This window comes from Desulfovibrio piger (genome assembly GCF_900116045.1).
Lineage (GTDB): Bacteria > Desulfobacterota > Desulfovibrionia > Desulfovibrionales > Desulfovibrionaceae > Desulfovibrio > Desulfovibrio piger_A.
In genome coordinates this window covers 1,360,095-1,386,793 of the sequence record NZ_LT630450.1, presented here as the reverse complement: position 1 = coordinate 1,386,793, position 26,699 = coordinate 1,360,095, and the positions used below count along the sequence as shown (strand labels likewise).

Here is a 26,699-nt window from a genome sequence, read left to right as displayed (position 1 = left end):
GTCCGTCCGCCGGTTTTTCCATCCTTCAGGGGGCGCACGGCGCCCCGTCCTTTTTTGCGGAGGTGCGCATGGTGCCTGTCTCTGTCCTGCTGGTGGAAGATAACGAGGACATCCTCGCCAACCTGTACGCCTATCTGGAGCCCCTGGGCTATGAACTGGATTGCGCCCGCAACGGCCGTACGGGCCTCGAGATGGCGGCGTCCGGCCAGTTCGACCTGGTGGTGCTGGACATCATGCTCCCCGGCCTGGACGGCATCAGCCTGTGCCGCGCCCTGCGCGGGGAACACGGCGTGCAGGTGCCGGTCATCATGCTGACGGCCCGCGATACCGTGGCCGACCGCGTGCTGGGCCTGGACGCCGGGGCCGACGACTATCTGGTCAAGCCCTTTGCCCTGCGCGAGCTGGAGGCCCGCATCCGGGCCCTGCTGCGGCGGGGCCGCGCGCAGGAGAACGCCCAGGGCGGCGAGCTGCGGGTGGATGACGTCTGCATCGATGTGGCCGGGCACCGGGTCACGCGGCAGGGCCGCGAGGTCAGGGTGAGCCCCACGGGCTTCCGCATCCTGTGCGAGCTGGCGCGCCGGGCTCCCGCCCTGGTCCGTCGCGAGGAGCTGGAGCGCCGCCTCTGGGGCGACGACCTGCCCGGCGGCAGTGCCCTGCGGACGCACATCCACGAACTGCGCCAGCATCTGGACAAGCCTTTCGGCAGCCCCGTGCTGCACACCATCTCCCATGTGGGCTACCGCCTTGGCCGTGAAGAGGAGCCGGAGGCGTGAGCGGCGGCTCGTCCATCCGGCGGCGGCTGCTGGTCGCGTTCATGCTGCTGGCCGCCGGCCTCGGCCTGACCATGGGCATGGTGGGCCTGCTCTCCTATGACAGGCTGGGCACCCACCTGGTGGACTGGTACGCGCGTCCGGTCATGAATGCCCTCATCGAGGCCGAGGAGCGCTCGCGCCGCGCCGAGGACAGGGGACGGCACAACAATCTGGTCTACGGGGCCGATCTGGCGGGCCTCATGGATCTGCAGTTCCGGGTGGGCAAGCAGATCCCCCAGGAATGGCGCACGCTGGACCCCGGACTGCATTTCTTCGACCGCATGGAGAATTTCGTCTTCCTTGAGGAGCACAAGGGCGTGCGCTACGCCCTGAGCGGGCACACGGGCCTGCTGGTGACCATCAAGGCCCAGCTGACCCGGGTGCTGGGCCTGTGCGCGGGCCTGGGCCTGGCCGTGGCGGCCCTGCTGGCCTTCCTGCTCAGCCGGCGGCTCACGGGGCAGCTGACCGCGCTGACCCGCACCGTGTCCCGCGGCTCTGTGCCCCGTGCCGGTGACGACTATCCCGGCCTGCCTCCGTTGCCGCAGGTGGCCCTCAATGACGAGGTGGGCGTGCTGGCCCGGGCCATCGCCAGCCGCGAGGAGGCCCTGCGCCGTTTCGTCCAGCGCGAAAGCTTCTTCACCGGTGATGTGAGCCACGAGCTGCGCACCCCCCTGACCGTCATGCAGGGCGGGCTGGAGGTGCTGGAACTGCAGCTGGAGCGCCTGCCCGGCGCCGAACGCTGCGCGCCCACGGTGGAGCGCCTGCAACGCACGGTGCACGACATGTCCGCCACGGTGGGCGTGCTTCTGCTGCTGGCCCGCCGCCCCGAGAACATCGAGCTCGAGCCCGTGGATCTGGCCCTGCTGGTGCGCGAGACGGCCCAGGGGCAGGACTGCTTTTCGCTGGACCTTCCCGAAAGCCGGGAAGTGCAGGCACAGCCCGCCCTGGCGGGTATCGTCGTCAAGAATCTGCTGGACAATGCCCGGCTTTACTCGGAAAATGGCCGCGTTGCCGTGCACCTGGACGGACATGCGCTCCAGGTGTGCAATGCGGGGCGCATCCCCGAGGATATGGACATCTTTGCCCGCGGGGTGCGTGCCCGTGTCCGGGGGGATGCCACGCCGGGCGGCAGCGGTCTGGGCCTGTCGCTGGTGCGTCGCGCCTGCGAGCATCTGGGCTGGTCGGTGAGCTACCGGCACAGCGGAGAAAACGAGACACTGTTCGAGGTGCGTTTCGTGCCGGACAGTGATGGAGAACATGTGTGAAGATCAGCATGAGCAAGGGCCGCTTGCTGGCCGTACTGGCCCTGCTGCTGGGCTGCGCGCTGCTCTGGCGGGGATTTTTCGAGCCCGGCAGGCAGCGCGGCATGCCGCAGGACACGCCGCCGGTGCGCGTGGCCACGGCCCTGGCGCAGGACATGCCCCATTTCCTCAACGGGCTGGGCACGGTGGAACCGTCCAGCGACGTGCTGGTGACCAGCCGGGTGGACGGGCATCTGCAGCGCCTGCATTTCACGGAAGGACAGTTCGTCCGCAAGGGCGACCTGCTGGCCGAGATCGACCCCCGGCCCTTCGAGGCCGCCCTGGGCGAGGCCCGCGGTGCCCTGGCCCGCGACACGGCCCAGCTGGAGAACGCCCGCCGCGACCTGGGCCGCTATGAAAAGCTGGTGAGCGGCGGCCATATCGCCCGGCAGGAATACGACAACCAGCGCGCCCTGGTGCGCCAGTACGAGGGCACGGTGCAGTCCGACAGGGCCGCCGTGGATTCCGCGGCCCTGCAGTTGCAGTACAGCCGCATCACGGCCCCGGCCGACGGCGTGCTGGGCCTGCGCAAGGTGGACGAGGGCAACATGGTGCGCGCCTCCGATACCGAGGGCCTGGTGCGCATCACCCTGCTGACGCCTTCCTATGTGGTCTTCACCCTGCCGGAAAGCCGTGTGCCCCTGGTGGCGCAGCACTGGCGCGAGGCCCGCAAGAACGGCGGCCGCCTGCTGGTCCAGGCCTGGGACCGCGAGCAGCGGGCCCTGCTGGCCCAGGGCTTTTTGCTGAGCATGGACAACCAGATCGACACCGCCACGGGCACGGTGAAGCTCAAGGCGGAATTCGCCAACGAGGACCACACCCTCTTCCCCAACCAGTTCGTCAATGCCCGCCTGCTGGTCACGGTCCTGCCCGGGGCCGTCACGGTGCCCACCGCCGCGGTGCAGCTGGGCAGCCGCGGCTCCTACGTCTATGTGGTGGACAAGGATACCGTCCGCCTGCGCGAGGTGACGCCCGGCGTGCGTACCGACAGCCTGACCGTCATCGACAAGGGCCTTGCCGCGGGCGAGGTCGTGGTGGTGGACGGGGTGGACCGTCTGCGTGACGGCCTGCGCGTGCGCGTGACGGCCAGCATGGAGACCCCGCGCGTGACCGTGCCCGACACCGGGAGCGGGGAGTGATCCCCGGAGAGGGAAGGGGAGCCTCCGGCACTGCCCCGATGCCCGTGGCGCTGCGGCCGGCGGGCACGGCCTGCGGCCGCCTTCCGGCGGCGCGGACGCGCAAGGCGTTCCCCTGGGGCCCTGTCCCTTCTCCGGCGTGCTCTGCCCTGGGGACCCGCTCCCCGGCAAAGGGGGCGCGCGGTGGGCGACCGGTGCCGTGGACAGGGGGCGTCCCTTGCGTTGCGGAGCCCCCGCAAGGGGCGGCACTGACGGCCCGTGTCCCCGTCCCTCCAGGACAGCGGGCGCAGGCCCCATCCCTTCCTTTCCCGGCTTCCCGATCCTCCGCAGGGCGGGGGCCCGCCGTTTCCCGCTGACAGCTCCGCCCCCGGTTCCAGAAGACAGACGAGCAGCTCCATGAACATTTCCCGCATCTTCATCCTCCGGCCCATCGCCACCTCGCTGCTGATGGTGGCCCTGCTCCTTTCCGGGCTGCTGGCCTATCATTATCTGCCCATGGCGGCCCTGCCGCAGATCGACTACCCCACCATCCAGGTGCAGACCCTGTATCCCGGGGCCTCGTCCGAGGTCATGGCCGCGGTGGTCACCTCGCCGCTGGAACGGCAGCTGGGCACCATGTCGGGCCTTGTGCAGATGACCTCCCTGTCCTCGGCCGGGGCCTCGGTCATCACCCTGCAGTTCGACCTTTCCGTGCCCCTGGACGTGGCCGAGCAGGAGGTGCAGGCCGCCATCAACGCGGCGGACAACCTGCTGCCCTCCGATCTGCCCAACCCGCCGGTCTACAACAAGGTCAATCCGGCGGACCCGGCCATCATGACCCTGGCGGTCTACAGCGACGCCATGCCCCTGACCCGCCTGGAAGACCTGGTGGACACCCGGCTGGCGCAGAAGATATCGCAGATAACCGGCGTGGGCCTGGTGACCCTGTCGGGCGGGCAGCGGCCCGCGGTGCGGGTGCAGGTCAACCCCTCGGCCCTGGCCTCGGCCGGGCTGACCCTGGCCGACGTGCGCTCGGCCATCGCCTCGGCCAACGTCAACGACGCCAAGGGCAGCTTCGACGGCCCCCAGCGCACCAGCACCATCGACGCCAACGACCAGCTGGCCTCGGCCGAGGAATACGCGCGCACCATCATCGGCTACAAGGACGGCGCGCCCCTGCGCCTGGAGGATGTGGCCACCGTGGAGGAGGGCGCGGAGAATGCCCGCCTGGCCGCCTGGGTGGCCGACGGGCAGCAGGGCTTCCGCCCGGCCATCGTGCTTTCCATCCAGCGCCAGCCCGGCGCCAACGTCATCACCGTGGCCGACAGCATCACCCGCCTGCTGCCGCAGCTGCAGCAGGCCCTGCCCGGGCATGTGCGGGTGCAGGTGGTGACGGACCGCACCACCACCATCCGGGCCACGGTGCATGACGTGCAGCTGGAACTGGTGCTGGCCGTGGCCCTGGTCATCGCGGTCATCTGGATCTTCCTGCGCAACGTGCAGGCCACCATCATCCCGGCCCTGGCCGTGCCCCTGTCGCTGGTGGGTTCGCTGGGCGTCATGTATCTGGCGGGCTTCTCGCTCAACAACCTGACCCTCATGGCCCTGGTCATCGCTTCCGGCTTCGTGGTGGACGACGCCATCGTGGTCATCGAGAACATCAGCCGCTACCTGGAGAACGGCTACAAGCCCCTGCAGGCGGCCCTCGTGGGGGCCGGGCAGATCGGCTTCACCATCATCTCCCTGACCCTGTCGCTGGTGGCCGTGCTCATCCCCCTGCTGTTCATGGGCGACGTGGCCGGGCGCCTGTTCCGCGAATTCGCGGTCACGCTGGCCGTGACCATCCTCATCTCGGCCGTCATCTCCCTGTCCCTGACGCCCATGCTCTGCGCGGTCATGCTGCGGCCGGAACGGCACAGGGAAGGGGAGGAGACCTTTTTCCCGGCCCTGCTGCGCTGGTATGAAGGCAAGCTGGACTGGGTGCTGGCCCACCAGCGCCTGACCCTGGCCGTGGCCGTGGGCACCCTGCTGCTGAGCGTGGCCATGTACGCGCTGGTGCCCAAGGGCTTTTTCCCCACGCAGGACACGGGCGTCATCCAGGGCATCGCGGAATTCCCGCAGGACACGTCCTTCGCGGCCATGGCCCGGCGGCAGAAAGAGCTTTCCGACGTGCTGCTGGCCGATCCGGCCGTGGCCCGGGTGGCGTTCTTCGTGGGCGTGGACGGCATCAACCCCAGTCTGGCCACCTCGCGCCTGACCATCGACCTCAAGCCGCTGGAAGACCGCGACCACCGCGCCCCGGTCATCGCCCGGCGCCTCATGGAGCGGGCGGACAGCCTGCCGGGCATGGATCTGTTCCTGCAGCCTGTGCAGGATCTGACCGTGGAGGACCGCGTCTCGCGCACCCAGTACCAGCTTTCGGTGGAGGCCCTTAGCGACGCCCAGCTGGAAGGACGCATCCCGGACATCCTGGCGGCGTTGCGGGCGCGGCCGGAGCTGAGCCATGTGACCAGCGACCTGCTGGGCCGGGGCCGCATGCTCTGGCTGGCCATCGACCGCGACGCGGCCAGCCGTCTGGGCGTGAGCATGGACGTCATCGACAATGCCCTGTATGACGCGCTGGGCCAGCGCCTGATCTCCACCATCTTCACCCAGACCAACCAGTACAAGGTGGTGCTGGAAAGCGCCCCGCAGTTCCGGCGCGGCCCGGACGACATCGAAAAGGTCTACGTCAAGGGCAGCGAGGGCAAGCCCATCCCGCTCTCGGCCCTGGTGCGCATGGAAGAACGCTCCGCGCGCCCGGCCACCATGCGGCAGGGCCAGTTCCCGGTGGCCACCATCTCCTTCAACGTGGCCGAAGGCTCGTCCCTGGGCGCGGCCGTGAAGGCGGTGGAGGAGACCCTCGCCTCCCTGGAGCTGCCCTCGTCCCTGCGCTGCCAGTTCCAGGGCGCGGCCCATGCCTTTGCCGCGTCCACGGACAACCAGGTCTGGCTGCTGCTGGCCGCCGTGGTCACCATGTACATCGTGCTGGGCGTGCTCTACGAAAGCTACATCCATCCCGTGACCATCCTGTCCACCCTGCCGTCGGCGGGCATCGGCGCCACGCTGGCCCTCATGCTCTGCGGCATGGAGCTGGGCGTGGTGGGCATCATCGGCATCATCCTGCTCATCGGCATCGTCAAAAAGAACGCCATCATGATGATCGACTTCGCCCTGGAGGCCGAGCGGCAGGAGGGCAAGGACCCGCAGGCCGCCATCCGGCAGGCCTGTCTGCTGCGTCTGCGGCCCATCCTCATGACCACCATGGCGGCCCTGCTGGGGGCCCTGCCCCTGATGATCGGCTGGGGCATGGGCGCGGAGCTGCGCCGTCCGCTGGGCGTGACCATGGTGGGCGGACTTATCGTCAGCCAGGTGCTGACCCTGTTCACCACCCCTGTCATCTATATCTGGTTCGCGCGGCTGGCCGAAAAGCTGGGCCGCCGCGGCGGGGAGGCCGGTCATGGGCAGGCCTGAGGAGACGCCGCGTGCCCCTGTGCCCGGCAGGGAAAACGGCCACGCCCCTGAGGGGCGGGAACCGGCCCCGGCCGGGGGACGGCGCAAGCGCTTCGGGCCGGAGTTCATCCCCCTGAACCTTTCCGCGCCCTTCATCCGGCGGCCCGTGGCCACCACGCTGCTGACCATCGCCGTGACCCTGGCGGGCATGGTGGCCTTTTTCCTGCTGCCCGTGGCGCCTCTGCCCGAGGTGGATTTCCCTGTGGTCAGGGTCCAGGCCAACATGCCCGGGGCCAGTCCCGAGACCATGGCCGCCACCGTGGCCACCCCGCTGGAACGGGCCCTGGGCCGCATCGCCGGTGTGACCGAGATGACCTCCAGCAGCAGCCTGGGCTCCACGCGGATCATCCTCCAGTTCGATCTGGACAGGGACATCAACGGCGCGGCCCGTGACGTGCAGGCGGCCATCAACGCGGCCCGTTCCACCCTGCCCACCATGCCGTCCAACCCCACCTACCGCAAGGTGAACCCGTCGGGCGCGCCCATCCTCATCCTGTCCGTCACTTCGGACGTCCTGAGCCGCACCCAGCTCTACGACGCCGCGTCCACGGTGCTGGCCCAGAAGATCAGCCAGATCGCCGGGGTGGGCGAAGTGACCGTGGGCGGCGGCGCCCTGCCCGCCGTGCGCGTGGACATCTCGCCCGATGCCCTGCACCGCACGGGCCTGTCCATGGAGGACGTGCGCGCGGCCCTGGCCGGGGCCAATGCCTTTTTGCCCAAGGGGCATCTGGAGAACGAGGACACCTCCTGGACGGTGGTGGCCAGCGACCAGCTGCGCACCGCGGCCCAGTACCGCAAGGTCATCGTGGCCGAGCGCGACGGCGTCACCATCCGCCTGGGCGACGTGGCCACGGTGACGGATTCCAGCCAGGACATCCGCCAGATGGCCCTTTCCAACGGCAAGCCCTCCATCCTGCTCATCGTGTTCCGTTCGCCCGGGGCCAACATCATCGAGACCGTGGACAGGGTGAAGGCCATGATCCCGCAGCTGCGTTCCTGGCTGCCCGAAAGCGCGGATCTTTCCGTGCGCATGGACCGCTCGCAGACCATCCGGGCCTCGCTGCACGAGGTGGAGAAGAGCCTGTTGCTGTCCATGGCCCTGGTGGTGCTGGTGGTCTTCCTCTTTTTGCGCAACGGCCGCGCCACCAGCATCCCGGCCGTGGCCGCGCCGGTATCGCTCATCGGCACCTTCGGGGTCATGTATCTGTGCGGCTACACCCTGGACAACCTTTCGCTCATGGCCCTGACCGTGGCCACGGGCTTTGTGGTGGACGACGCCATCGTGGTGCTGGAGAACATCGTGCGCCGTCTGGAGATGGGCGAAAAGCCCCTGCGGGCCGCCCTGCGCGGCGCGCGCGAGGTGGGCTTCACGGTCATCTCCATTTCCCTGTCGCTGGTGGCGGTCTTCATCCCCATTTTGTTCATGGGCGGTGTGGTGGGGCGGCTGTTCCGCGAGTTCTCCGTGGTGCTGGCCACGGCCGTGCTGGTCTCCATGCTGGTCTCCCTGACCACCACGCCCATGATGTGCGCCACCCTGCTGCGGCCCTTCGACGAGGAGCTTTCCCGCCGCAGTGCCCGCCTGCGTGCGGGAGAAGGCGGCCGGCAGGGGATCTTCACCCGTGCGGGGCAGCTGTGGGGCCGCTTCCTTTCCTCCATGCAGGAAGGCTATTCCCGCAGCCTCTATGTGGTGCTGGACCACTGGAAGCTGACCCTGACCGTGCTCCTGCTGGTGGTGGCGGCCAATGTCTGGATGTACATCGTGGTGCCCAAGGGCTTCTTTCCCCAGCAGGATACGGGCGTCATCATGGGCGGCATCCGCGCGGACCAGAGCGCTTCTTTTCAGGACATGGAAGTCAAGCTGGCCCGGCTGGTGCGCATCCTCAGCGCCGATCCGGCCGTGGACCAGGTCTCGGCCCACATCTCGGGCGGTCGCGGCGGCGGGGGCGTGTTCATCTCCCTCAAGCCGCTGGAGGAACGCGGCATCAGCGCCCAGCAGGTCATCGCCCGCCTGCGCGGCAAGATGTCCTCGGAACCGGGGCTGCAGATCTTTTTGCAGGCCGCGCAGGACATCATGATGGGCGGGCGCAGCTCCCGTTCCCAGTACCAGTATACCCTGCAGGCCGATGACCTGGACAGCCTGCGCCGCTGGGGACGGCGCCTGCAGCAGGAGTTCGCGGCCATCCCCATCCTCAAGGATGTGGACAGCGACATCGAGGAGCGTGGCCTGCAGACCCTGCTGACCGTCAACCGCGATGCCCTGGCCCGCCTGGGCCTGACCATGAAGGATGTGGACGCGGCCCTGAACAATGCCTTCGGCCAGCGTCAGGTCAGCACCATCTACGAGGAGAAGAACCAGTACCGCGTGGTGCTGGAATATGCCCTGCCCTGGCTGGAAGGCGAGGATTCGCTGGGCAAGGTCTGGCTGCCGGGCAAGGACGGGGCCGTGCCCCTGCTGGGCGTGGCCGAGGTCTCGCCGGCCTTCGCGCCCCTGTCCGTGGCCCATCAGGGCCAGTTCGCGGCCGTGACCCTGTCCTTCAACCTGGCGGAGGGCGCCTCCCTTTCGCAGGCGCAGGCCGCCATCGACGAGGCGCGCGTGCGCATCGGCATGCCGTCCACCATCGTGGGCAGCTTCCAGGGCACGGCCAAGATGTACAGCGATACGGTCAAGGAGCAGGCGCTGCTCATCCTGGCGGCCCTGGCCGCGCTCTATATCGTGCTGGGCGTGCTTTACGAGAGCCTCATCCATCCGCTGACCATCCTGTCCACCCTGCCGTCGGCGGGCATCGGGGCCCTGCTGGCCCTGCGGGCCTGCGGCATGGAGTTCAGCGTCATCGCCCTCATCGGCGTGCTGCTGCTTTGCGGCATCGTCAAAAAGAACGCCATCATGATGATCGACTTCGCCATCGAGGCCGCACGCACCCGCAACCTGCCCCCGCGCGAGGCCATCCACGAGGCCTGCCGCCTGCGCTTCCGCCCCATCATGATGACCACTGCCGCCGCCATCCTGGGGGCCGTGCCGCTGGCCCTGGGCCAGGGCGACGGCGCCGAGATCCGCCAGCCCCTGGGCATCACCATCGTGGGCGGCCTGCTGGTGAGCCAGCTGCTCACCCTGTATACCACGCCCGTGGTCTACCTGTGCCTCGACCGGGCCCGGTTGCGCTGGCGCCGGCGCTGGTGGCGGCTGCGCTACGGTGAACGCAAGGCGGCCCTGCTGACGGCGCTCTGCCGTCAGGGCTAGGCGTGTCATCACGGTGCGCGGGAAGGGCCACGTCACACCCTCCCTGCATGGCACAATGGGCGCTGCGCGGCTGACACGGGGGGAAGGGCCCCCCAGCCCTCCCCCAGCGCGCTTTTCCCCGGAGGATGGAAACGGATGGGGAAGGCCCGGCTCTTGCCTGGGTGACCGTCCCCTGGAGTAAAGCAGGGCGACGGCATTGTGCCGCCCGCCTCCGTCTCTCCGGGCCACCGTCCCGGGAAAAAAGGCCGTCTGCCGGCGGGGCACCGGGGACGGCCCCCGCGCAGGCAGGAAGGGATTTGTTTTTCAGCATGGTATGCCACACTGCCGGGGAGCGTCTCACGACACGTCCTCCCCCTGGACACACAGCCTGCGGAGGGAGCATGAAGATCAGGGACTTCGGACTGGAGATCTTTTTTGGACGCTATGAATTCAGTGCGCCGTACCTGCTGGCGCAGTCGGACTGCGAGTCCCTGAGCATCCGCGAGCTGCTGGCTTTGGAGCCGGGTTCGCAGGAAGGCTTTCTGGACACCTGGCTGGGTTACAGCGAGAACGACGGCGCCCCGGCCCTGCGGGAGGCGGTCTCCGGCCTGTATGCGCAGTGCGGCCCGGAGAACGTGCTGCTGCATGTGGGCGCGCAGGAGGCCATCTTCGGGGCGCTCAACGTGCTGGTGGAGCCGGGCGAGCATGTGATCTGCCAGTTCCCCACCTACCAGTCCCTGTACGAAGTGGCGCGGGCCGCGGGCTGCGGGCTCTCCCTCTGGCCCCTGCATCAGGGCGGGGACGGCTGGTACTGCGATCTTGACGAGCTGGAGCGGCTCATCACGCCCAGGACGCGCCTGCTGGTGCTGAACACGCCCAACAATCCCACCGGCTATGCCCTGTCCGCCGACGAGCGGCAGCGCATCTGCGCGCTGGCCCGCCGTCACGGCCTGCGCATCCTGGCCGATGAGGTCTACCGGGGCCTGGAAGCGCCGGATGCCGTGCCCCCGGCCTTCTGTGACAGCTACGAACGGGCCTTTTCCGTGGGCGTGCTCTCCAAGGCCTACGGCCTGCCCGGCCTGCGCGTAGGCTGGATCGCCTCGCAGGAGCGGGACGCCATCGGCGCCCTGAGCCGCTACAAGAACTATCTCAGCATTTGCTGCCCCACGCCTTCCGAGGCCCTGGCCCGCATCGCCCTGAAGCACGGCCCGGCCATCCTGGCCCGCAACCGGGAGATCATCGCCCGCAACCGCCGCATCGCCGCGGATTTCTTTGCCCGTTATGAGCACGTCTTCCGCCACAACCCGCCCCAGGCCGGGCCCATCGCCTTCCACGGCCTGCGGCCGGACTTCGTGGCCCGCTTCGGCTCAGCGCTGGCCTTTTGCGAACATCTGGCCCAGTCGGCCGGTGTGCTGCTCCTGCCCGGCAATGTCTATGACATGGACGAACCCTATGTGCGCATGGGCTACGGCCGCGCCGATTTTGCCGACAACCTGGCCGTGCTGGACAACTGGTTGCAGCAGAACAGCTAGTTCGGACTTCAGGACCCTTGATGGGTTAGGGAAAGGACTTTTGGAGCAAAGTCCTCCATGGGAAGTTTCCTGTGACGCATCAATGATTTTTTCGGAGTTGTGTCCAATGGAAGTGCGTCAAAGCGGTATATCTTCATTTGTGTCAAATAAAAGCCGTTTTATTTGACACAAACTGCTGAAACCGGCACACCTCCCCATCCAAAGCGGGAAAAAGGGGAGATCTACCGGAAATTTTTTCTGCTCCCTCAGTGGAAAACTGTTCCACCATGTAAAAAAGGACGCCCTGTAGCGTCCTTTTTTACATGGTGGGCCACTCGTTGCCCACTTGAGGCGCGGAACCAAACAACACTCGCCATGCGGAAGGGCGGACTGCTATGGTATCATGTCTCCGTATCCCATCTGCCCATCAGGCTGAAATGTCCCGGACCGTGCGGCAGCTATGAAGGCCAGCAGCCATACTGGAATTTTCTTACGAAAGAAGTTCCATGAGGGCTGTGAATCTCCATACAGCGGGGGTTCTGCCTTTTCCGGGAGCGGCTTTGGCAATGATGTCTGCCTGCTCCAGTTTGTGCAGGATGTTTGTGAAGCCCTGTCGTGTACGTGCCGTGCCCACATGTTTTTGGAGATCAGGCTGGGTAAACAGTGGCTTTGAAAACATGTAATCCAGTATCTGTACAGCGTTGACTGATCCTGTGATGGCAGGAAAAGTACTTTTGGACTGCTCATAAAGATCGTTCATGGCAGTAAGCAGGTCTTTGTTATGCTTGCTGCGAAGGATGACGGCATTGAGAAAAAATTCTATCCATTCTTTCCAGCTTCCTTGCTGGGAAATGTTCCCAAGAGCCGTATAGTATTCCGTACGGTGTTCCTGAAGATAGGCGCTCATATAGAAACAAGGCTTGGTCAGCAATTTTTTTTCTGCAAGCAGCAGGGTGATGAGCAGGCGTCCCATTCTGCCGTTCCCATCACAGAAAGGATGGATCATTTCAAATTGCGCGTGCATGACAGCGGCCTGTATGAGAGGGTTCAAGTCAGCGCGGCGCAGGAATTTTTCCCAGTTTTCCAGAAGGGCGGGGACATGGACGGGATCGGGCGGGATATAAGTCGCCGTATCAGGAGTCGAGCCGGGACGGCCAATGTGGACCTGGATAGTGCGATATTGTCCAGGGCTCTTCTTTTCTCCGCGTGTCCCTCCAAGGAGGAGCGCGTGAAGAGACTTGACGAGGGACAGCGTAATATCCCGTCCGTTGTTTATGGCCTGAAGTCCGGCCTCTGTGGCTTCTTTGTAGTTGATGACTTCCCGGACATCATCTTGGCGTTCTGCGGGAACGACAACCCCGGCGTTTTCCCCCAGGATTTCTTCGAAAGTTGTGACGGTTCCTTCGATGACATTGGAGCTCCGTGCTTCCTGAAGCAGCCAGGTGAGCCAGAAGAGATCGGCCTTGGCGGAGGATCGCATCATGCCGTTGAGCTCCGCAAGAGAGGAAACGGCATTGAACTCCAGCATACCGAAGCTTCCCCAGGCATCCTCGGAAATTGTCAGGGGGAGAAGAGGAGGCAGATAAGGCGTCGCAGGCATGAGCGTTCCTTTGCTGACGGCGTATTTGTGTCCAATGAAAGTGAGTCAACGTATCATACCGTTATTTGTGTCAAATAAAAAGCCGTTTTTTTGACACAAAAGGTTAAGGCCGGTGGACCTTCCCGTCCGAAGCCATAAAAAAGGACGCCATAATAGCGTCCTTTTTTATGGGGGGCTCCAGGGAGGAAGCGATATGGAGGGCCCCTGTCAGGCGGGATGTCCCTGGCCACGAGACAGCGGCGGGGACCAGCGTCCGTACCTGAAAAAGTTTTTTGGAAGAGGGGGCCCGGGGGAGAGGACCTTTTGTCCACAAAAGGTCTCTCCCCCGGAATGCCCGCCATTTCTACAGTGGCGGCATCTCGCCAGCCTGGCCGCGTGCGGCCTTGTCCAGCCAGTCGGCCCAGCGGCAGCCGGTCTCGATGAGCCTGTCCTGCGACAGACGGGCGCTGTCATAGAGGATGAGGGCCGAACCGCTCAGGGTATTGAGTTCTATATCCCGCACGCCGTCCACACGCAGGAGGGCGGCGCGGGCCTTGCCGGCAATGGCCGCGTCACGCAGGGCAGGGTGCCGGACGCGCACGCGTCCGTCCATGAAGCTGCGGACGTATTTCACGAAGCGCAGGCTGTCGAGCATCAGGCGGCCTCCAGCTGGCGGGCGTGGCGGCCGGGCAGATGCGGCCGCATGGCATTGAGAGTCACGCCCAGGGTCGTCAGGTTGTGCAGCAGGGCCGAGACGCCGGGCGTCAGGACCATGAACAGGCCCCCGGCCAGGAACAGGCTGTTGAGCAGCATGGTGGCCGCAAAGTTGGTGTGGATGCGCCGCAGGGTGGCCCTGCCCAGCAGCCGGGCCGTGATGAGCCCGCTGAGGTCCGGCCGGGTGAGCAGCACATTGGCCACTTCGCGGGCCAGGTCGGCGCCGTCGCACATGGCCACGCCCACATGGGAGGCGGACAGGGCGGGGGCATCGTTGATGCCGTCGCCCACCATGAGGACCTTGCAGCCCTGGGCGGTGAGGTCGGCGATGACGTCGGCCTTGTCGGCGGGCAGGACCTGCGAGCGGTATTCCTTGAGTCCCAGCTTGCCGGCCACGGCACGGGCGGTGCGCTCGTCGTCGCCGGTGAGCATGAGGATGCGGCGGAAGCCCAGCTCCTCAAGCTGTCTGAGGACCTGCGGGCATTCGGGACGCAGGGGGTCCTCGATGGCCAGGAACCCGGCCAGCTTGCCGTCGATGGCCAGGTAGAGCAGCGAACGGCCCATCCGGGCCTGGGCGTCGATCTCCGCCTCCAGGGGCGAAAGGTCGATGCCTTCGTCGCATTCGATGTAGTGACGGCTGCCCACGCGCACGGCCTTGCCGTACAGGGTGGAGGCGATGCCGTGGGCCACCACGTATTCCACCTGGGCGTGCTCCTCTTCATGCTGCAGGCCTTCCTCCTGGGCGCAGCGGACCACCGCCCGGGCCACGGGATGGGGAAAGTGCTCCTCAAGGCAGGCCGCGAGGCGCAGGATCTCGTCCCGCTCATGTCCTGCGGCGGGGATGACCTCCACCACACGGGGGCTGGCATTGGTGAGGGTGCCCGTTTTGTCGAAGACCACGGTATCGGCTTCGGAAAGGGCCTCCAGGAAGCGGCCGCCCTTGATGACCACACCGTGGCGCGCGCTTTCGCGCATGGCGGCCAGCACGGCCAGCGGGGTGGCAAGACGCAGGGCGCAGGAATAGTCCACCAGCAGCACGGACGCCGCCTGCATGGGATTGCGGGTGATGAGCCACACAAGGCCCGCCAGGGCGAAGGTGAAGGGCACGGCCATGTCGGCCATGCGTTCGAACTTGCCCTGGATGCCGGCCTTGAGGGCCTCGGATTCTTCGATGAAGCGCACCACCTGCTTGAGACGGGTACCGTCGCCCACATGGGTGGCGCGGATGACGAGGTGCCCCTGTTCCACCACCGTGCCCGAGTAGACGGCAGCGCCCCTGCTGCGGGGCACGCCCAGGGGCTCGCCGGTCATGCTGGCCTGGTTGACCACGGCCTCGCCGTCCTCGACGATGCCGTCCACGGGGATGGAACCGCCGTCGCGGACCACGACCAGATCGCCTTCACGCACATCAGAGAGCGGTACGCTGGTCTCCACGCCATCGGCCAGCACCCAGGCGGTGTCCACATTGAGGGCCAGGCTCTCGGTCAGGCTGGCCATGGAGCGGCGGCGCGTCCAGTATTCCAGGGCCTCGCCCAGCCCCAGCAGCAGGGTCAGCACCGTGACGGTACGGAAGTCGCGCCGCAGCAGGGAAACACCGATGGCCGCGGCATCCAGCACGTCCACATTGAGCTTGCCCTGGAGGAGCGAGGCGAGGCCCTTGCGCAAAAAGGGAAGGGCCCCCATGACGCTGCTGGCCACACGCAGCTTGAACGGCAGGAAAGGACGGACGAAGAGGAAGCGCATCAGGGGGCCGAACCCCTGGGCCCCCGTCTCGTCATCTTCATGGGCCGGCAGGCGGCTGCCGGAAGCGTGCCGTTCGAGGCTGCTTTCCAGTTCCTGGGTAAGGGTGGACAGGACGCTGCCGTCGTTGAGGGCACCGGCGTCCTGGGCGGCCAGGGAGCGGAGCACGTCCTGCCGGGCCTGCGCATGCCGGTAGAGCACGAGGACGCTGGGCACGCGCGGGTTGACCCGCACGCCTTCCACGCCGTCGATGGCATCCAGGGTGTCGGCCAGGATCTCGGCCTGCGCCTGCGTCATGGGGCGGCAGGCACGCGCACGCAGCCTTCCGGCCCCGTTGGGGCAGCTCAGTTCATGAACCAGAAAAAAGCGCATGCGCGTGCCCCCTCATCAGGCCTGGGGATCGGCAGCTTCGGCCTTGCGCTTGTCAGCGGCCTGACGGGCTTCGGCGGCCAGGTCTTCCATATCTTCCCTGACGGCTTCCACCTTGCTCATGATGGCGTCTTTCATGTCCATGCCGCGGCTCACCAGGTCGGTGGCCAGGGGCTTGAGATCGAGCTTGCCGCGGGTGACGGCAACGGTGCCCACGACGCCCAGCGCCAGACCACCCAGGAAGAAAAGACCGTATTTCAGACCGTTGTTCATGCTTGTGCCTCCGTTTGCACAGGTAAAAGGATACAGAGGGCCATCCGGGCCATGTTCTGGCACGGCCCGGACAGCAGAAAACGCACGGTTGGGAGAAGAGTGGGGCTAGTGGGAGACGTCGACGGTGATGTGGTCGGCTTCGCTGTTGCGCAGGGTGACGGTCACCCCGGAAAGGCGCAGCGCAACGGGGTCCTTGAGGGGCGCGCGGCCCACGATGGAAACGGTGGTCCCGGGGATCAGGCCCATGTCCCGGATGCGGCGGCCCATTTCTCCCAGGGCTTCCACCGTGGCGATCCTGCCGCTCTGGCCGATCTGCATCTGACGAAGGCTGATGATGTCGCTCATGATCTTCTCCTTTGCTGGTACGGGCCCGGAGCAGGAACCGGCATACCTGCGCAGTGCGATCCGGCCGGGACGATCCCGACCGGGCTTGGGGGGCGGCTGATCCGGCATGCCGCATCGCTACTCCGGGCTTGCAAAGAAGCATGGCGTAAACTAGGTAGTGTCTACACGAGATTTATATTATGAGGAGTGCATCAATTCTGCAAGGATGTGCTTATGACGAATCCTCAACGCCGCCATGACATTTCGGATGCTGCGTGGGCCTTATTGGAACCTCATCTACCTGGGCAAAGCGGGCAATGGGGAGGTGTAGCAAAGGATAATCGCCTCTTTATCAATGCCGTCTTCTGGATATTGCGTACTGGTGCGCCGTGGCGAGACCTGCCACCGGAATATGGCAAATGGGGAACCGTTCATCAACGCTTTATTCGTTGGCGAGACAAACGAGTATGGGAAAAACTCCTTGAAATATTGATTGATGAGCCAGATTTTGAATGGTTGATGATCGATGCCAGCCATTGCAAAGTCCACCCCCATGCGGCAGGGGCTAGAGGCGGTAATCAGGGTATGGGCCGCACAAAAGGGGGCTCAACAGTAAAATACACCTGGCCGTGGATGCGCATGGTATGCCGGTCAGAGTTGCTGTTACAGCTGGTACCACAGCGGATTGCACACAAGCCGTAGCCTTGATTGACGGTATTACCGCTCAATGTTTGTTGGCGGATCGCGGATATGACAGCAATGAGCTCATAGATAAAGCAACTGAGACTGGTTGCGAAATTGTTATTCCCCCCAAAAGGAATCGTAAGACGCAACGTTGGTATGATAAGAGCCTCTATCGAGTGAGGCACTTGGTGGAGAATGCTTTTCTCCATCTCAAACGGTGGCGCGGTATCGCTACAAGATATGCGAAGATGCTCACTTCATTTGAGGCTGCTGCACAAATACGCTGTATAGCGATATGGCTTAAGGTATTAACTTAAACTCGTGTAGACACTATCTAGGATGAGTGTCAAGAAAAAAGAAAATCACTTTCATTTTTTCTTTTGATGGCCATGTAAAAATTTTTATCCTTTTATTTTAATCTCTTATCAAAGGAGTTTCAGTATGGAAGAAGTCTGTCTCGCCACAGGGAGCCTGACTGCCCCCGCACGGCCCGCGACCAGAAAGCTCAGCGGGCGCAAACTGGCCATGCGCATCATGCTGGGGGCGCTGGGCGCGTCGGTGGTGCTGGGCCTTGCCGGCAACAAAACGGCCCATGTGCTGACCGGCGCCGTGTTCAGCGCCCTGCTGGCCGATCACGTCTGGAAACGCCGCAAGGCCCTGTAAGGATCGTCGCATGGAGCGTCCTTCCGACAGGAGAACGGCCCTGCCCGCCGCCCCGGTGGCAGGCATCCCCCGGTGGCGGGCCCTGCTGGCCGGAGGCATCCGGCGTCTGGTCATGGGGGGGACGGGCCTGCTGGCGGCCCTGGCGGCCCTGCTGGCCCTGGCCCAGATCGTCTGTCTGGCCCTGTGTCTGCTGGCGCTGGTGATCCTGGCCCTGTGTTTCCTGCTGGCCTCCTATCCCGAGGAGTGCCGCCAGTTCTGGCGCATGCTGCGGGAGACGCGTGCGGAGGGACGCGACAGCGATGCCTGAACCCCGGGGCGGCCGTCGCGGCCTGGGGGGCCGGCCGCTCCGCAAGGGGAAGGCATCCTGCAGGAGGACCGCGGGCAAAAAAAAAGACCACCCGCAGCGGATGGTCTTTTTTGTCGGGGAGCGGAGGAGGACCTATTCCTTGGGCTGGTCCTCATCGGGCAGGTTGGCCGTCTCGTGCTGGCCCTGCAGCAGGTTGCGGTGGCCGATGATGATGTGGTCGAGCACGTCGGGCTTGGCCAGGGCCGTGGTATCGCCCAGGTCGTCGTAGACGTTGCCCGCGATCTTGCGCAGCATGCGGCGGATGACCTTGCCGGAACAGGTCTTGGGCATGGCCTCCACGAACTGGATGTATTCGGGAGAGGCCAGGGCGCCGATGTCGCGGCGCACGGTGTCGCGCAGCTTCTTGCGCACGTCGTCGCTCCAGGGCACTTCGTCACGGGTGACGACATAGGCGTAGATGCCTTCGCCCTTGAGGGCATGGGGCATGGGCACCACGGCGGCTTCCGCCACTTCGGGGCAGGAGGCCAGCACGGCCTCGATCTCGGCGGTGGAGAGACGGTGGCCGGAAACGTTGATGGAATCGTCCACGCGGCCCAGGATCCAGAAGTAGCCGTCCTCGTCCACCTCGGCGCCGTCGCCGGACTCGTAGCAGCCGAAGCGCGAGAAGTAGGACTGGTATTTTTCCTCGTCGTTGTACACGCCCTGCATCATGCCGGGCCAGGGCCTGCGGATGACCAGATGGCCGCTGCGGGCGGAGCCGTCGCCGTCTTCCCCGTCGCGGGTGGCGCTGCCGCCCATGACGGCCGCGTCGATGCCGGGCAGGGGCCGCGATGCCGAGCCGGGCTTGAGCTTGGTGGCGTAGGGCAGGGGGCTGATCATGGCGCCGCCGGTCTCGGTCTGCCACCAGGTGTCCACGATGGGCAGCTCGCTGCCGCCGATGTTCTTGTGGTACCAGTGCCAGGCCTCGGGGTTGATGGGTTCGCCCACGGAGCCCAGGATGCGCAGGGTGCGCAGGTCATAGCGCTCGGCCCAGGCTTCGCCCAGGCGCATGAGGGAGCGGATGACCGTGGGGGCCGTGTAGAGGATGTTGACGCGGAATTTTTCCACGATGCGCCAGTAGCGGTCGGGCTTGGGCCATGTGGGCACGCCCTCGAACATCACCACCGTGGCGCCCAGGGCCAGCGGCCCGTACACGCCGTAGGTATGGCCGGTGATCCAGCCCATGTCGGCCGTGCACCAGTAGACGTCGTCGTCGCGCATGTCGAAGACCCATTGCGTGGTATGCGCCGCATAGGTCAGGTAGCCGCCCGTGGAGTGCATGATGCCCGTGGGCTTGCCGGTGCTGCCGCTGGTATGCAGCAGGAAGAGCGTGTCGTTGGCGTCCATGGGCTCGCAGGGAAAGTCCACGTCCAGGGTGAAGTCCTCGATGAGGTCATGCCACCAGATGTCGCGGTTGGGGGTCATCTTCACGTCGTAGAGGTCGGCGTGGTTCACCACCACAACGTGGGCCACGGAGGGGCACTTTTCCAGGATGGGGTCCAGGTTGGCCTTGAGGGGCTTGATCTTGCCGGCGCGGATGGCGGCATCGGCGGTGATGACGACCTTGGCCTTGGAGCCCTGGATACGGCTGCGCACGCCGCCCTCGGCATAGCCGGAGAAGATGGCCGTATGGATGGCGCCGATGCGCGCGCAGGCCAGCATGGCGATGACCAGCTCGGGGATCATGGGCATGTACAGGGCCACACGGTCGCCCTTGTTGATGTGCAGGGAGCTCAGGGCGTGGGCCACACGGCAGACCTCGGTATAGAGCATCTGGTAGGTGAAGCAGCGCACGTCCATTTCTTTTTCGCCCTGCCAGATGAGGGCGGCCTTGTTGCGGCGGCCGGAGATGAGGTGGCGGTCGATGCAGTTGAAGGCGGCGTTGAGCTTGGCGCCGGTGAACCATCTGTACTTGTGCCGCGCTTCGTCGGCCTCCAGTACCTTGTCCCAGCGCTTGAACCAGTGGATCAGCTGCGATGCGCGTGCACCCCAGAAGTCATTGGGGTCTTCCAGAGCTCGCCGGCAGATGGCGTCGGCTTCGTCCTGACCGCAGATCCACGCGGACGATTTGCCGTGCTCGGGGGGGAGGTAGCTACGCTTCTCGGTTAAGAGAGTGGTAATCCGTTCCTGGGACATGATGGCAACTCCATAAGCTTAAGACTGCAGACAACAGTGGAAAATCATCCATGCTACCGGCGTAAAGTGATTTTTTACGGGCGTCAAGGGCCAGAAAACTGTTTGTGCTACCAGTCATTGTGGAGAAAAAAAGGACAAGGTGGGGAAAGCTGCCGCCGCGAAACGGCAGCAGGCGCCGTTGTGCACGGGGATGAGAGATCGTGAAATAAATCTCAATCACGGCCTGTTTTTTATGAAATTTTTTAAAAAATTTTTCCGTTCCCCAGGGACAGGGGGCATTTTTCGGGGCAGGACGCCCGGGCCGGCGGCAGTGGCCCCGGCGTGGCGGACAGCGGACAGGCGAAAAGGAAAGGGCGGCCTTACGACGAGACCGCCCGGGAAAGCAGGATGGGGAAACGGAAGGGATCAGGCCTCGGAGCGCATCCAGCCCCCTTCCAGCAGCAGGGCGGCCAGACGGCTCACCGGCAGGCCCACCACCGTGGACCAGGAACCGTGCACGCTTTCCACCAGAAAGGCCCCCTGGCCCTGGATGGCATAGGCCCCGGCCTTGTCGGCCGGTTCGCCGCTGCGCACATAGGCGCGGAGCACGTCGTCCGGCCAGGCGTGGAAGCGGACGGCGCTGGTATCGGCAAAGCCCGCGCTGCTCCCGTCAGGGAAAAGGCAGCAGACGCCGGTGATGACCTCGTGCCTCCGGCCGGAAAGGCGCCGCAGCATGTCCAGGGCGTCCGTGTCATCGGCGGGCTTGCCCAGGATGTCGCTGTCCAGGGCCACCACGGTGTCGGCGGCCAGGATCAGGCCGTCAGCCCCGGCATCCGCCGAGGCGGCCACGGCCCGCGCCTTGGCCGTGGCGGCGCGGAGGGCGTAGGCGGCGGGCGATTCCCCGTGTCCGGGGCGCGGCTCCACCCCCGCGGGACGGACGACGGTATAGGGCAGGCCCCATTCGTCCATGAACTGGCGGCGTCGCGGCGAGGCGGAGGCCAGCACCAGACGGATGCCGGGCCGCAGGACGAAGAGGGGCCGGAGCGGGACCGCGTTCATCGGCCCGCCTGATGGGACCAGTTCTGGCGGGGCCAGTGGCGCAGCACTTCCCTGCCTTCCATGTCGTAAACGTGGAAGCAGCCGTCCTCGTACAGGCCGTAACTGCGGGGGGAACCGCCCTTGGGCAGGCTGAGGGAGCCGGGGTTCCAGAAGTGCAGGCCGTCCAGGCTCTCGCCGCGCGGGATGTGGGTATGGCCGCGCAGGATGACCGTGCCCGGGGCAAAGCCCGGCAGGGGCGGGTTTTCCGGCAGGCGGTGGCCGTGGCTGGCGAAGATGCGCAGGGCATCGGCTTCTATCCAGGCGTTTTCCGAGACGGCGAAAGGCGTGAGCATGATGTCCACCTCGGCATCACAGTTGCCGCGCACGGCGGTGACCGGGCAGGGGAGGTGGTTCAGGCGGTCCAGTTCATCCAGCACGGCGCGGGTATCATAGCCGCCGGGCAGGGGGTTGCGCGGGCCGTGATAGACCAGGTCGCCCAGCAGCACCAGCATGTCGGGCGCCAGCCGTCGGGCCGTGTCGCAGAGGAAGCGCAGACTGTCCAGCGAGCCGTGCAGGTCGGAAGCGATGAGCAGACGCATGGGCGGCCCTACCCCTTGTGTTCCTCATCCCAGCGGGCGCGCTCCACAGCGGCGTCCACCAGCATGATGGGGATATCGTCACGCACGGGATAGACCACGTTGCAGGCCGGGCAGGCCAGACCTTCGGCATGCCCGGCGGAAGGCAGGGGCTCCAGGGAGCCCATGCAGCGGGGGCAGGCCAGGATCTGCAGCAATTCCTGTGTGTTCATCATGATGTTTCCTTGTCTTGGGGGGCGGTGCCTCCCTGTTTTTCGAGGGCAAAAGCATAGCGTGTTGCTGTCTGTTCTTCAAGCCAAAGCTGCCGGGAACGCCTGCCGGAAAGCGTGACCTGCGGGGCAGCGCCTATCTTGCGGCAGCGGTGAGCGGCTTGCTTTTTTTTCATAAAGTCGTAGTTTACTTGAAAAGAAAAAGATAACTATCATGGATGAAAGCATGCAATTCATTGATTTACATACGCATTCACAGGCTTCTGACGGAACGGACAGCCCCGGGCAGCTCGTGCGCAATGCCCATGCCCAGGGGCTGGCGGCAGTGGCGGTGACCGATCACGACACGGTCTCCGGTCTGGACGAAGCCGAGGCCGCGGCCCGGGAGCTGGGGCTGGAATTCGTGCGTGGATGCGAACTGTCGACCAGTACGGAGCTGGGCGAGATGCATGTGCTCGGCCTGTGGCTGCCCCGGGACCTGGCGCCCCTGCAGGACAGGCTCAAGTATCTGCGCGGCAAGCGCAGCGAGCGCAATATCCGCATCGTGGAAAAGCTCCAGGGCCTGGGTGTGGAGATCACGCTCGATGAGGTGCTGCACGAGGCCCGCGGCGAGAGCGTGGGGCGCCCGCACATCGCCGCCGTGCTGGTCCGCAAGGGCTATGTGAAGGACGTCAGCGAGGCCTTCAGGGAATATCTGGGCTATTACGGCCGGGCCTATCTGCCCAAGGAGGTCCTGCAGCCCGAAGAGGCCGTGGGCGTCCTTTCCTCGCTGGGGGCCACGGTCTGCCTGGCCCATCCCATGTTGCAGAAACTGCCTGACGGCTGGCTGGAGGCCTTCATCGAACGCCTCCTGCCCTGCGGGCTCACCGCCATCGAGGCCTATCACAGCGAACACTCCGAGGCCGCCTCCCGGCGCTGCCTGGAGCTGGCCCGGCGTTACGGCCTGGGCGTCAGCGGCGGCTCGGACTATCACGGCACCAACAAGCCCCGCATCCGTCTGGGCACGGGCTACGGCTCCCTGCGCGTGCCCTACAGCGTGCTGGAAGGCCTGCGCGAGATGCGCGCCCGGCGCGGCCTGCCCTGCTAGGGCCTGTTGACCTGTCCCGGCTTGTTTTGGGGGGAAGGAAAGCCCCTCATCTCGCTGTCGATGCCCGTAAAGCTCCTTCGTCGCTAACGGGCACGGCCCTGCGGGCCGCCATTCGGTCGCTGCCCGCGCGAGAAGGGGTTCCCTTTCTCCAAGCCCCATCCTTGCCCCAGCGCGCTTTTTCAGATGAGCGCGGGCACATGCGGCGAGCGTCCTCTGGGGAGGGAGAGCTGATCTTCTTTACTTAGTTGAAAAAATTGCATTGAGCGGCCCGGGCAAAGGGGGCCCCGGGCAGGCCATCCTCCCCCGGGGCGCTTTGGCAGGTCCGGCGTGTGCACGGGCCCGGTCCGTCCGGCCCGGCTCCCGTGACGGGAGCGTCCCGCACCGCCGTCCTTCCGCCCGTTATCTTTGTCTGTCTGCTCCTGTCTGCCGTACGGCCTCCGCCGGCGGCAAAAAAAGCGGGCCCCTCACGAGGGGCCCGCTTTTTTTGTCAGTGATGGTCAGGAGCGGTGGCTAGGCCTTGCCCATGCCGCAGCACTTCTTGTACTTCTTGCCGCTGCCGCAGGGACAGGGGTCATTGCGGCCCACGCGGGGCTTGGCCCTGGCGGGCTGGTTGCCGGCATCCGTGGTCTGGCTGCCGGAGTAGGCCAGGTCATCGCTCTCCTTGTGGCGCAGGCTCAGGGTGGGTTTGGCCCTGGGGGCTTCCTGCTGCGGGGCTTCGTCCTGGGCATGGCCCTCTTCCGCGGCACCCTCGGCGGGCGCGGGCTCGGCAGGCTGCACATGCACGCGGGTCAGGGCGCGGAACACGCCTTCGCGGATCTGGAAGAGCATGGCCTGGAACATCTCGAAGCCCTCACGCTTGTATTCCAGCTTGGGGTCCTTCTGGCCGTAGCCGCGCAGGCCGATGCCGTCACGCAGGGCGTCCATGTTGCGCAGGTGTTCCTTCCAGGTGCGGTCCAGTTCTTCCAGCAGGAAATAGCGCAGGATGTCCTGATACAGGGGGCCGGCCTCTTCGCGCAGCTGCCGGAAGATCTGGTGGATGCATTCCTCGCAGCCGGCGCGGTCGGGCACGGGGGCATCGGCCGCCAGCACGCGGCCCAGGTTGAAGACATCGGCCAGGCGGGCCTGCAGGGCCTTGCGCAGTTCGGCGGCCGTTTCGCTATCGGCCTGTTCCAGCGGCGTGTAGGCGTCGTCCAGGATATCGTTGCGGAACTCGCTCAGCACGGGTTCCAGGTCTTCTTCCACCATCATGTCGCGGCGCAGGGCATAGATGACCTCACGCTGCTGGTTCATGACGTTGTCGTAATCCAGCAGGGTCTTGCGGATCTCGAAGTGGTGCGCTTCCACGCGCTTCTGGGCGTTTTCCACGGCACGGGTGACCATGGCGTTCTCGATGGCCTCCCCGTCCTTGAGGCCCAGCTTCTCCATGAGGCCGCTGATGCGGTCGGAGCCGAACAGGCGCATGAGGTCGTCTTCCAGCGAAAGGTAGAAGCGGGAGGAGCCGGGGTCGCCCTGACGGCCGGAACGGCCGCGCAGCTGGTTGTCGATGCGGCGGCTCTCGTGGCGTTCGGTGCCCAGGATGTGCAGGCCGCCCAGCTCCAGCACGCCCTCGCCCAGCACGATGTCGGTACCGCGGCCGGCCATGTTGGTGGCGATGGTCACACGGCCTTTCTGGCCTGCCTGGGCCACGATCTCGGCTTCACGGGCGTGCTGTTTGGCGTTGAGCACGTTGTGCGGGATGTTGAGCTTTTTCAGGCGCTGGGAGAGCATCTCCGAGGTCTCGATGGAGATGGTGCCCACCAGCACGGGCTGGCCTTTTTCGTACAGCTCGCGGATGGCCTCGATGATGGCATCGTACTTTTCCTTGCGGGTGCGGTAGATGAGATCGGGGTAGTCCTTGCGCTGCATGGGCTTGTTGGGCGGGATGGAGACCACTTCCAGATTGTAGATCTGGTGGAATTCCACGGCTTCGGTATCGGCCGTGCCGGTCATGCCCGCCAGCTTGTCGTACATGCGGAAATAGTTCTGGAAGGTGATGGAGGCCAGGGTCTGGTTCTCGGCGGCGATGGTGACGTTCTCCTTGGCTTCCAGGGCCTGGTGCAGGCCGTCGGAATAGCGGCGGCCGTCCATGAGGCGGCCCGTGAACTCGTCCACGATGACCACCTTGTCGTTCTGCACGATGTAGTCCACGTCGCGCTTGAAGACGTGATGGGCCTTCAGGGCCTGCAGGATGCAGTGCTGCTGGGTGATGTTGGCCGGGTCGAAAAGGTTGTCCACATGCAGCAGGGCCTCGCAGTGGGCCACGCCTTCCTCGGAGAGCATGGCGGTGCGGGCCTTCTCGTCCACGGTGTAGTCCTCGGGGCCCAGCTGGCGCACGATCTGGTCCATGGCGCGGTACATGCCCACGCTCTCGTCGGAAGCGCCGGAGATGATGAGCGGGGTACGGGCCTCGTCGATGAGGATGGAGTCCACTTCGTCCACGATGGCGTAGTTGTGGCCGCGCTGCACCAGCTGCGTGGCGTAGAACTTCATGTTGTCGCGCAGATAGTCGAAGCCGAATTCGTTGTTGGTGCCGTAGGTGATGTCGGCGCCGTAGGCCTCCTTGCGGGCCTGGTCGTCAAGGCCGTTGACGATGACGCCCACGGAAAGGCCCAAGAAATTGTAGAGCTTGCCCATCCACTGGGCGTCACGGCTGGCCAGGTAGTCGTTGACGGTCACCACATGCACGCCCTTGCCGGACAGGGCATTGAGGGCCACGGGCAGGGTGGCCACCAGGGTCTTGCCCTCGCCGGTCTTCATTTCGGCTATCTTGCCGCGGTGCAGCACGATGCCGCCCACCAGCTGCACGTCATAGTGGCGCATGCCCATGACCCGGCGGGAGGCTTCGCGGACCAGGGCGAAGACTTCGGGCAGAAGGTCGTCCAGGGTGCGTTCACCGGCCTGCACCTGCTGGCGGTATTCCGCCATGCGCCGGGCGAAATCCTCGTCGGCCAGTTCCTGCATCTGGGGTTCGAGCGCGTTGATGCGCGCCACGATGGGGCGCAGGCGGCGCAGGTAGCGGTCGTTCTTGCTGCCGAAAATCTTTTTGAAAATGAAACCGAACATGCGTTCTCCTCGTTTGGCGGGATGGCCTGCCCCGGGGCAGGCGCGCGGCCGCGTGCATCCAGAAAAAAGCCGGACTGGCCGTGCGTGAAAGGGCCCGGCACCGGGGGCCGGGCGTCACAAACGGTCGCGCATGCCGTAGAAGTAAGGTCAAAACACGGCTTTGGCAATGCACCGGGGGAGGAAAATGCCCTCACGGGCGGGGGAAAACGCCGCCGCTGCCCCTGCCGGAAGCACGGGATGGCCGTGCAAAACGCCGCCGGGGCTTTCCCCGGCGGGCGGTCAACGTCCCGGGCAGGGAGGGCCTGCCGTGCCGCGGGAGCGCTGCTTTACGGAACACGCCGGGGCGAGGAAG

The 26,699-nt window shown here is 65.7% G+C and carries 20 protein-coding genes; 10 read left to right on the top strand and 10 right to left on the bottom strand.

From position 1 onward, the window contains the following. The first annotated feature begins 68 nt into the window (after window positions 1-68). The 6 genes from DESPIGER_RS06425 to DESPIGER_RS06400 all read left to right on the top strand — a co-directional run bounded on the left by DESPIGER_RS06425 (window position 69) and on the right by DESPIGER_RS06400 (window position 11,529). A complete protein-coding gene (locus DESPIGER_RS06425; RefSeq protein ID WP_072334553.1) occupies window positions 69-773 on the top strand; it encodes a response regulator transcription factor in 705 nt (234 codons plus the stop codon). After that, window positions 770-2,077, top strand: a complete 1,308-nt coding sequence (locus DESPIGER_RS06420; RefSeq protein WP_156831641.1) for a sensor histidine kinase — start codon at window positions 770-772, stop codon at window positions 2,075-2,077. Before DESPIGER_RS06425 ends, DESPIGER_RS06420 begins: the two co-directional genes overlap by 4 nt. Next, window positions 2,074-3,252 carry an MdtA/MuxA family multidrug efflux RND transporter periplasmic adaptor subunit gene (locus DESPIGER_RS06415; RefSeq protein WP_173783289.1) on the top strand — a complete coding sequence of 393 codons (1,179 nt, stop codon included), beginning with the start codon at window positions 2,074-2,076 and terminating at the stop codon, window positions 3,250-3,252. The genes DESPIGER_RS06420 and DESPIGER_RS06415 overlap by 4 nt, the downstream gene beginning before the upstream one ends. Before the next feature lie 393 nt (window positions 3,253-3,645). After that, window positions 3,646-6,741, top strand: a complete 3,096-nt coding sequence (locus tag DESPIGER_RS06410; protein ID WP_072334550.1) for a multidrug efflux RND transporter permease subunit — start codon at window positions 3,646-3,648, stop codon at window positions 6,739-6,741. Then, on the top strand, window positions 6,728-10,018 hold the full coding sequence (locus tag DESPIGER_RS06405; protein ID WP_269456897.1) for an efflux RND transporter permease subunit: 3,291 nt from the start codon (window positions 6,728-6,730) through the stop codon (window positions 10,016-10,018). The genes DESPIGER_RS06410 and DESPIGER_RS06405 overlap by 14 nt, the downstream gene beginning before the upstream one ends. 380 nt (window positions 10,019-10,398) lie before the next feature. Next, window positions 10,399-11,529, top strand: coding sequence for an aminotransferase class I/II-fold pyridoxal phosphate-dependent enzyme (locus DESPIGER_RS06400; RefSeq protein WP_072334547.1), 1,131 nt, complete (start codon window positions 10,399-10,401; stop codon window positions 11,527-11,529). 469 nt (window positions 11,530-11,998) lie between these two features. Here the strand turns inward: DESPIGER_RS06400 and DESPIGER_RS06395 are convergent, their stop codons facing one another. The 5 genes from DESPIGER_RS06395 to DESPIGER_RS06375 form a co-directional block, all read right to left on the bottom strand. After that, window positions 11,999-13,108 carry a Fic family protein gene (locus tag DESPIGER_RS06395; protein WP_072334544.1) on the bottom strand — a complete coding sequence of 370 codons (1,110 nt, stop codon included), beginning with the start codon at window positions 13,106-13,108 and terminating at the stop codon, window positions 11,999-12,001. 343 nt (window positions 13,109-13,451) lie between these two features. Then, on the bottom strand, window positions 13,452-13,742 hold the full coding sequence (locus DESPIGER_RS06390; protein ID WP_072334541.1) for an HMA2 domain-containing protein: 291 nt from the start codon (window positions 13,740-13,742) through the stop codon (window positions 13,452-13,454). Then, window positions 13,742-15,913: a heavy metal translocating P-type ATPase gene (locus DESPIGER_RS06385; protein ID WP_072334538.1), complete on the bottom strand. Its 2,172-nt coding sequence runs from the start codon at window positions 15,911-15,913 to the stop codon at window positions 13,742-13,744. Before DESPIGER_RS06385 ends, DESPIGER_RS06390 begins: the two co-directional genes overlap by 1 nt. 15 nt (window positions 15,914-15,928) lie before the next feature. Then, window positions 15,929-16,183, bottom strand: coding sequence for a DUF6110 family protein (locus DESPIGER_RS06380; protein WP_072334535.1), 255 nt, complete (start codon window positions 16,181-16,183; stop codon window positions 15,929-15,931). A 105-nt stretch (window positions 16,184-16,288) separates the two neighbouring features. After that, the gene (locus tag DESPIGER_RS06375; protein WP_072334532.1) at window positions 16,289-16,528 is read right to left on the bottom strand and encodes a FeoA family protein; all 240 of its coding nucleotides are present in this window, start codon (window positions 16,526-16,528) and stop codon (window positions 16,289-16,291) included. Window positions 16,529-16,741: 213 nt separating this feature from the next. Between DESPIGER_RS06375 and DESPIGER_RS12635 the strand changes: the two genes are divergently transcribed. The 3 genes from DESPIGER_RS12635 to DESPIGER_RS12890 all read left to right on the top strand — a co-directional run bounded on the left by DESPIGER_RS12635 (window position 16,742) and on the right by DESPIGER_RS12890 (window position 18,161). Then, window positions 16,742-17,508, top strand: a protein-coding gene (locus tag DESPIGER_RS12635; protein ID WP_156831586.1) for an IS5 family transposase whose coding sequence is annotated in 2 segments (ribosomal slippage) — window positions 16,742-17,102 and window positions 17,102-17,508 — 768 coding nt in all. Because the reading frame shifts where the segments join, the coding sequence is not laid out codon by codon here. 124 nt (window positions 17,509-17,632) lie between these two features. After that, window positions 17,633-17,854, top strand: coding sequence for a hypothetical protein (locus DESPIGER_RS06360; RefSeq protein ID WP_072334530.1), 222 nt, complete (start codon window positions 17,633-17,635; stop codon window positions 17,852-17,854). 10 nt (window positions 17,855-17,864) lie between these two features. After that, the gene (locus tag DESPIGER_RS12890) at window positions 17,865-18,161 is read left to right on the top strand and encodes a hypothetical protein (protein ID WP_072334528.1); all 297 of its coding nucleotides are present in this window, start codon (window positions 17,865-17,867) and stop codon (window positions 18,159-18,161) included. A 132-nt stretch (window positions 18,162-18,293) separates the two neighbouring features. Here DESPIGER_RS12890 and acs read toward each other — a convergent pair whose 3' ends face one another. The 4 genes from acs to DESPIGER_RS06335 form a co-directional block, all read right to left on the bottom strand. Further along, window positions 18,294-20,336 carry an acetate--CoA ligase gene (acs, locus tag DESPIGER_RS06350; RefSeq protein WP_072334525.1) on the bottom strand — a complete coding sequence of 681 codons (2,043 nt, stop codon included), beginning with the start codon at window positions 20,334-20,336 and terminating at the stop codon, window positions 18,294-18,296. Window positions 20,337-20,741: 405 nt separating this feature from the next. Further along, entirely contained in the window at window positions 20,742-21,374 is a 633-nt protein-coding gene (locus DESPIGER_RS06345; RefSeq protein ID WP_072334522.1) for a Maf family nucleotide pyrophosphatase, read from the bottom strand. After that, on the bottom strand, window positions 21,371-21,952 hold the full coding sequence (gene yfcE, locus DESPIGER_RS06340; protein ID WP_072334519.1) for a phosphodiesterase: 582 nt from the start codon (window positions 21,950-21,952) through the stop codon (window positions 21,371-21,373). The genes DESPIGER_RS06345 and yfcE overlap by 4 nt, the downstream gene beginning before the upstream one ends. An 8-nt stretch (window positions 21,953-21,960) precedes the next feature. After that, on the bottom strand, window positions 21,961-22,164 hold the full coding sequence (locus tag DESPIGER_RS06335; RefSeq protein ID WP_072334516.1) for a Trm112 family protein: 204 nt from the start codon (window positions 22,162-22,164) through the stop codon (window positions 21,961-21,963). 220 nt (window positions 22,165-22,384) lie between these two features. On the opposite strand from DESPIGER_RS06335, the gene DESPIGER_RS06330 reads away from it, so the two are divergent. After that, window positions 22,385-23,245 carry a PHP domain-containing protein gene (locus tag DESPIGER_RS06330; protein WP_072337588.1) on the top strand — a complete coding sequence of 287 codons (861 nt, stop codon included), beginning with the start codon at window positions 22,385-22,387 and terminating at the stop codon, window positions 23,243-23,245. 510 nt (window positions 23,246-23,755) lie between these two features. On the opposite strand, the gene secA is transcribed toward DESPIGER_RS06330, so the two are convergent. Beyond that, a complete protein-coding gene (gene secA / locus DESPIGER_RS06325; RefSeq protein ID WP_072334514.1) occupies window positions 23,756-26,347 on the bottom strand; it encodes a preprotein translocase subunit SecA in 2,592 nt (863 codons plus the stop codon). Between the last annotated feature and the right edge of the window lie 352 nt (window positions 26,348-26,699).